7 protein-coding genes are annotated in these 6,926 nt (G+C 27.0%); all 7 read left to right on the top strand.

Annotation, left to right across the window (positions count from 1 at the left end):
* Positions 1–244 (top strand): substrate-binding domain-containing protein (locus Q5F54_RS08925; RefSeq protein WP_302334267.1); only part of this gene is annotated, 244 nt, incomplete at its 5' end.
* Positions 245–291: 47 nt separating this feature from the next.
* Entirely contained in the window at positions 292–951 is a 660-nt protein-coding gene (gene pgmB, locus Q5F54_RS08920) for a beta-phosphoglucomutase (RefSeq protein WP_281537905.1), read from the top strand.
* 21 nt (positions 952–972) lie between these two features.
* Positions 973–3,276, top strand: a complete 2,304-nt coding sequence (locus Q5F54_RS08915) for a glycoside hydrolase family 65 protein (RefSeq protein ID WP_302334266.1) — start codon at positions 973–975, stop codon at positions 3,274–3,276.
* 226 nt (positions 3,277–3,502) lie between these two features.
* Positions 3,503–4,633, top strand: a complete 1,131-nt coding sequence (locus Q5F54_RS08910) for a C40 family peptidase (protein WP_302334265.1) — start codon at positions 3,503–3,505, stop codon at positions 4,631–4,633.
* A gap of 172 nt (positions 4,634–4,805) precedes the next feature.
* Entirely contained in the window at positions 4,806–5,666 is an 861-nt protein-coding gene (locus Q5F54_RS08905; protein ID WP_281537902.1) for a RelA/SpoT domain-containing protein, read from the top strand.
* Positions 5,667–5,726: 60 nt separating this feature from the next.
* Complete coding sequence (locus Q5F54_RS08900; RefSeq protein WP_288305605.1) at positions 5,727–6,365, top strand: hypothetical protein; 639 nt, start codon at positions 5,727–5,729, stop codon at positions 6,363–6,365.
* Between the two features lie 57 nt (positions 6,366–6,422).
* Positions 6,423–6,926, top strand: a 504-nt coding sequence (locus tag Q5F54_RS08895; protein ID WP_302334264.1) for an insulinase family protein, incomplete at its 3' end; no start/stop codon positions are given.

Raw genomic sequence — 6,926 nt, 5'->3', positions numbered from 1 at the left:
TATAGCTTTTGGTATTATGAAAGAATTAAAACTAAAAAATATAGATAATATATCGATAGTAGGATTTAATAACACACCTTTATCAGCATATCAAAATCCACCACTTGCTACAGTTGATATAAATTCCTATGAGTTAGGATATAGTGCTGCAAAATTGCTTATAAATAACTTAGAAGGTAAAGAGCATGCAAAAAGACACTATATAGTAGATACAGAATTTATAGAGAGAGAATCCTTTATATAATGATATAAACTCTAAATAAAAAGTTAAATTTAAGGGGAATTGGGAGTATGATAGATGCATTTATATTTGATTTAGATGGAGTGATAACTGACACAGCAGAGTATCACTACCTTGCATGGAAAGAATTAGCAAATAAAATAGGTATAGAAATAGATAGAGAATTTAATGAAACATTAAAAGGTGTAAGTAGAATGGAATCTTTAGAGAGGATACTTGTACATGGAAATAAGAAAAATGATTTTACTATTGAAGAAAAAGAAAAAATGGCAAATGATAAAAATATGTACTATGTATCCTTAATAGAAAATATAACACCTAAAGATATATTACCAGGAATAAGTAAATTATTGGAAAATATAAAATCGAATAATATAAAAATAGGATTAGCATCAGCAAGTAAAAATGCGACTATGGTGCTTAATAATTTGAAACTTGTTAATTATTTTGATTTTATAGCAGATGCATCTAAATGTAAAAATAGTAAGCCTGCGCCGGATATATTCCTTATGGCTTTAAATGGTTTAAATGTTGAAGCTAAAAATTGTATAGGGATAGAAGATGCATATTCTGGAATTGAAGCAATAAATACATCAGGAATGTATTCTGTAGGAGTTGGAGATAAAGAAACATTAAAAAATGCAAATTTAGTAGTAGAAGATACAACATATTTAGAATTTGATACATTAATGGATATATTTAATAAATAAAAAGTTAACAGGGGGATATGTATGAAGCGTTTATTTAACACTATTGATGAGTGGAAGATAATTCAAGATAAAATAGAGTTTGAAGAAAATAGATTAGCTGAATCCATAATGAGTATAGGTAATGGATATATGGGTATGAGAGGTAATTATGAAGAATATTATAGTAAGGACTCTCATAGAGGATCTTATATAGGAGGGGTTTGGTATCCTGATAAAACACGTGTTGGATGGTGGAAAAATGGATATCCTAATTATTTTGGTAAGGTGCCAAATAGTGTAAACTTTATAGGTATTGATGTATATATAAATGGAAAAATATTAGATTTAGGAAAAGCCGAGGTAAAAGATTTTTATAGAGAGTTAGATATGAAAAATGGTACTCTAACTAGAAAATTTATAGCTAACATAGATGGATATGAAATAGAAGCTAAAGTTACAAGATTCTTAAGTATAGTAGCTAAAGAATTAGGAGTTATAAAGTATGAGATAAAAGCATTAAATTTTGATGGAGAAGTAATGTTTTGTCCATATTTAGACTCAAATGTAAAAAATGAAGATTCAAATTATGATGAAGCATTCTGGGTTAACGTTAGTACAGATTCTAAAGAAAACTATGGTAGTGTAGTAGCTAGAACTAAAGATAATCCATTTAATACAGAAGTGTTTACTATAGCATCAGTTATGAATATTAAATCCAATAAAGATGCTAAAAAAAATACTTACTCAAATAAAGAATACTATAGTGATAATACTTTAGTATTTGATATTAAAGAAAGTGAAACTATATCTATAGAAAAGTATGTTGCTATAACTACTACAAGGGACTATAAGGAAAATGAACTTGTAGAAAAAGCTGAATGTATATTAAGTAAAGAAGCAAATAAGGGGTATGAAATAGTTTTACAGGAACAAAGTAAAGCATGGAATAAAAGATGGGAAACAGCAGATATAAAAATAGATGGTGATGATTTAGCACAACAAGGGATAAGATATAATTTATTCCAATTACTTTCAACATATTATGGAGATGACTCAAGACTTAATATAGGTCCAAAAGGATTTACAGGAGAGAAATATGGTGGAGCAACTTATTGGGATACAGAGGCATATTGCATCCCAGTTTATCTTGGTGTAGCATCTAAAGAAGTATCAAGAAATCTTTTATTATATAGATATAATCAGTTAGATAAAGCAAAAGAAAATGCTAAAAAGCTAGGCTTAGATGGAGCTTTATATCCAATGGTTACATTCAATGGTGAAGAGTGCCATAATGAATGGGAAATAACTTTTGAAGAAATTCATAGAAATGGTTCTATGGTTTATGCGATATACAACTACACTAATTATACTGGAGACTATGAATATATAAAAGAATACGGTATAGATGTAATAGTTGAAGTTGCAAGATTTTGGGCAAGTAGAGTGCACTTAAATAAAAGAAAAGATTTATATATGATTCATGGAGTAACAGGTCCTAATGAATATGATAATAATGTAAATAACAACTGGTACACTAACTATCTAGCTAAATGGTGCTTAGAATATGCAGCAGAAAATATATCTAAGTTAGAAAAAGAGTGTATAGAATCAGTAAATAGAAATAATGTAACTGAAGAAGAGGTTAAAACGTGGTTAAATATATCAGCTAAAATGTACCTACCTTATGATGAAGAGTTAGATATAATAGTTCAACATGATGATTTTTTAGATAAAGAATTTATAAAGGTAAAGGATTTACCAAAGTGCAATCTACCTTTAAATCAAAATTGGTCATGGGATAAAATACTTAGATCATGCTTTATAAAACAAGCAGATGTACTTCAAGGAATTTATTACTTTAGTGATAAATTTACTTTTGATGAAAAGAAAAGAAACTTTGATTTCTATGAAACGTATACTGTTCATGAGTCATCGCTATCTCCTTCGATTTATTCTATAATTGCTTGTGAAATAGATAATCTTGATAAAGCTTATGAGCTATATTCAAGAACAGCTAGACTTGATTTAGATAATTATAATAATGATACTGAAGATGGACTTCATATTACATCTATGTCGGGTGCATGGCTATCTATAGTTCAAGGATTTGCAGGTATGAAAACAAATAATCAAACTTTATCATTTAGTCCGAAGCTTCCTGATAAATGGAATAGTTATAGCTTTAATATAAACTATAGAGAGAATAAACTTAAAGTAGAAGGAAATAAAGACGGTGTAAATATAACTAATTTAGAAGGTAATGATATAGAAATTAATGTTTATGATAAAAAATATATAGTAAAAAATAAAGAATATATAGATAATAAAGATGTTGCATTAAACTAAAGTATGACGCCTTAATACATAAGGCGTCATACTTTTTTTATATACTAAATAAAAATTAAAATTTCATTATAATATGAGAGATATGGACCAATATTTTCATGAGTCAACAAAATACCTTGAATAAATAATCATAAATGTTATATAATGGATGTATATGAATAAAAATATATTATACAAAAGGTTACAAAAAAGATACATTATCTGTTAATTTTAAAGGAGATTGATTATGTTAAATAGAAAAATTGCGATAGGAGTAAGCGTACCTGTTATGGCCCTTGCATTATCAGCTACAGCTTCATTTGCAAATTCAAATGAAGGTACAGTAACGGCTGATGCATTAAACGTAAGAAGCGGACCAAGTACAAGTTATGGTATTACTACTAAGCTATACAAAGGAGATAAAGTAGAAATATTAGAAACATCAAATGGATGGCATAAAATAAAAGAATCAAATGGAAAAATAGGATGGGTGAGTGGAGATTATATAAAAGTTTCTTCAGGAAGTACTTCACAACCATCAACAAGTACAACAAAAGCAACAGTAACTGCAACTTCATTAAACGTAAGAAGTGGAGCAGGAACAAGCTATTCAGTAATAACAAAGTTACCAAAAGGAACAGTAGTAGATGTTCTAGAAAGTGCATCAAATGGATGGAAAAAGATAAAAACATCAGGTGGAACAACAGGATCGGTAAGTGGAGAATACTTAACAACAGGATCAGCTGGAAACTCATCAACAAATAACTCAACATCACAAACATCATATAAAGCAACAGTAAATACAGACTCGCTAAATATGAGAAAAGGAGCAGGAACAAGTTATTCAGTAATAACAAAGTTATCAAATGGAACAGTAGTAGATGTTCTAGAAAGTGCATCAAATGGATGGAAAAAAATAAAAACATCAAATGGAACAATAGGATGGGTAAGTGGAAGCTACTTAGCAAATGGTGTGGTTGAACAGACATCAACACCATCTACTAATAAAGTACAAGCAGTAATAGATTTAGCTCACAAGCAATTAGGGAAGCCTTACGTATGGGGAGCTGAAGGACCTAATAGTTTTGACTGTTCAGGACTTATATACTATGTATATAAAAATGCAGCTAGTATAACATTGCCTAGAACTTCGTCTGATCAATACAGCGCAGGAGTAGCTGTAAGTAGATCAAACTTAAAAGCAGGAGATTTAATATTCTCAAGTACTGATGGAACTGGTAATATAACACATGTTGCTATATATGTAGGAGATGGACAAATGATACATGCTCCAAGAAATGGTAAAAATGTTGAGAAAGTTAGCATAAACAACAGCTACTGGAACAAAGCATATGTAGGAGCAAGAAGAGTTTTATAATATAAATTAAATACTTTATATAAATACCTCAAAAGATAGATTTATAATCTTTCAATTGAGGTATTTTTGCATAAAAATATTTAAATTTCTTTATTTATTATTAAAATATGCTTACTATATTAATGAATAGAAAAGTATTTTAATATCATATTTTTTACTTAAGGAGGCTATTATGGTACTTAATAAAGATGAATTTCTAAAAGAGTATAATATAGATGAAAAATTTTTAATAGATAACAATATAGACTGGAATGAATTAGAAAAAATTTATAATGACTATAGCATGTATAGAAAAAGTTATGAAACTCAAGCAAATTTAATTTCAAATATACTTAGGGAACATAAAAAAGTACACTCTGTTAAAGCACGTGTTAAAGATGAGAATCATTTAATAGAAAAGATTATAAGAAAAACAGAAGATAGAAGAAGAAAATATGGACAGGATTTTAACTTTACAGTAGAAAATTATAAAGATGAAATAACAGATTTAGTAGGAATAAGAGTAATACATATATTTAAAGAAGATTGGGAAGAAATTCATAACTTTATAACTAAGATGTGGAATGTAAATGAGATAGTTGCAAATATTAGAAAAGGAGATAATACTAAGACATTTGAAGAATTAGGTATTGAAGTTTGTTCAAGATTATCAGGATACCGTTCAGTTCATTACTTAATAGAATCATATCCAACTACAGAAAAAGTTATAATAGAAGTACAAGTTAGAACTATATTTGAAGAAGGGTATGGAGAAATTGATCATCAACTTAGATATTCACTAAATGAGATACCAGAAATACTTGAACAAAACCTAATGTTGCTTAATAGAATAGCAGGAAGCTCTGATGAAATGGCATCTTTAATAAATTTATTAAGTAAAAATTTTAAAGATATAGAAAGTGAATACAATAAAAAAATAGAAGAAAAAAATAAAAAGATATTAGAGCTTAAAGAAAATATATTAAAAAATGAAGCTTTAGATGAAAAAGATAAAAAGTTATTTATAAAAAATATAGAAAGTATAATAAACTAGTTATAATTAATAACCCTCATATATAAGATTTATTAAATAATACTTATATGTGGGGGTTTTATGATAGATTTAGAAAGTAGGATAGAAGAAATCAAATCTAACTTAGTATCTAAAAATTTTAAATATATAATAAAATGTAAATATAAAACTATACCTGCAAAAGAAAAAGATATATATGACGAAGAAAAAGTTAAAGAGTATAACTATTATGTTAAACTAATAAAAAAGTTGAAGAAACATATAAAGGATTCAAGTGATATACAATTTTATACAAGGTATGATAAATTTAATAATTTAGTTTGTTTAGTAAGCAAATTTGATATAAACGAAATATATATAAATTTAAATATTGATATAAGAATAATAATAGGCGATAAATATGATACTTATATGAAAGCTACATACTATCAGGAAAAATGTGGTATATTATATTTAGAAGAATTTGTATCTGGAAATAGAAAAAATGGATATGGATCTATGTTACTAGATAATTTGAACTTTATTATAGATAACATAAATAGTAGATTAAAAAACTATAATAACTATAGTGAAACTTATAATTTTAAACCTATAAAAATCCTAAAAGGAAGAGCAATACCTTTTAAAAGTGTTATAAGTCAGGAAGACTTAAATAAACTATACACAAAATATGGATTTAAAATAGATAATAACAATTATTTATTAAAAAATAGGGAATAAATATATATATTATAGCAAAAATAAATAGATAAATAAAATTATGCTAAGGAGGCTAAAATGGATTATAAAATAGGCACAAATTATAATGGATTTGTACTTGTAAGAGAAGAAAATATAAAAGAAGTAAATTCTATAGCTAGAATATTTGAACATGAAAAAACAGGTGCAAGACTTTTACATATGGAAAATGATGATACTAATAAAGTATTTTCAATAGGATTTAAAACACCTCCAGAAGATAGCACAGGTGTTATGCATATACTAGAACACAGTGTATTATGTGGATCTAGAAAATTCCCAACTAAAGAGCCATTTGTTGAACTTGTAAAAGGTTCTTTAAATACATTTTTAAATGCAATGACATTTAGCGATAAAACAATATATCCTATAGCAAGTCAAAATGAAAAAGATTTCTTTAATTTAATGGATGTGTACTTAGATGCAGTATTTTATCCAAATATATATAAAACTAAAGAAATACTTATGCAAGAAGGATGGCATTATGACCTTGAGAAAAAAGAAGATGAATTAACATATAAAGGTGTTGTATATAATGAAATG

Origin of the sequence: uncultured Romboutsia sp. (assembly GCF_958366745.1) — a bacterium.
Lineage (GTDB): Bacteria > Bacillota > Clostridia > Peptostreptococcales > Peptostreptococcaceae > Romboutsia > Romboutsia timonensis.
This window is presented reverse-complemented; position numbering and strand designations above follow the sequence as displayed.

Bases quoted from the DNA above. Each gene is read 5' to 3' on its own strand.
- Q5F54_RS08910 (WP_302334265.1), top strand. From the start codon at position 3,503: ATGTTAAATAGAAAAATTGCGATAGGAGTAAGCGTACCTGTTATGGCC.
- Q5F54_RS08915 (WP_302334266.1), top strand. From the start codon at position 973: ATGAAGCGTTTATTTAACACTATTGATGAGTGGAAGATAATTCAAGAT.
- pgmB (WP_281537905.1), top strand. From the start codon at position 292: ATGATAGATGCATTTATATTTGATTTAGATGGAGTGATAACTGACACA.
- Q5F54_RS08900 (WP_288305605.1), top strand. From the start codon at position 5,727: ATGATAGATTTAGAAAGTAGGATAGAAGAAATCAAATCTAACTTAGTA.
- Q5F54_RS08905 (WP_281537902.1), top strand. From the start codon at position 4,806: ATGGTACTTAATAAAGATGAATTTCTAAAAGAGTATAATATAGATGAA.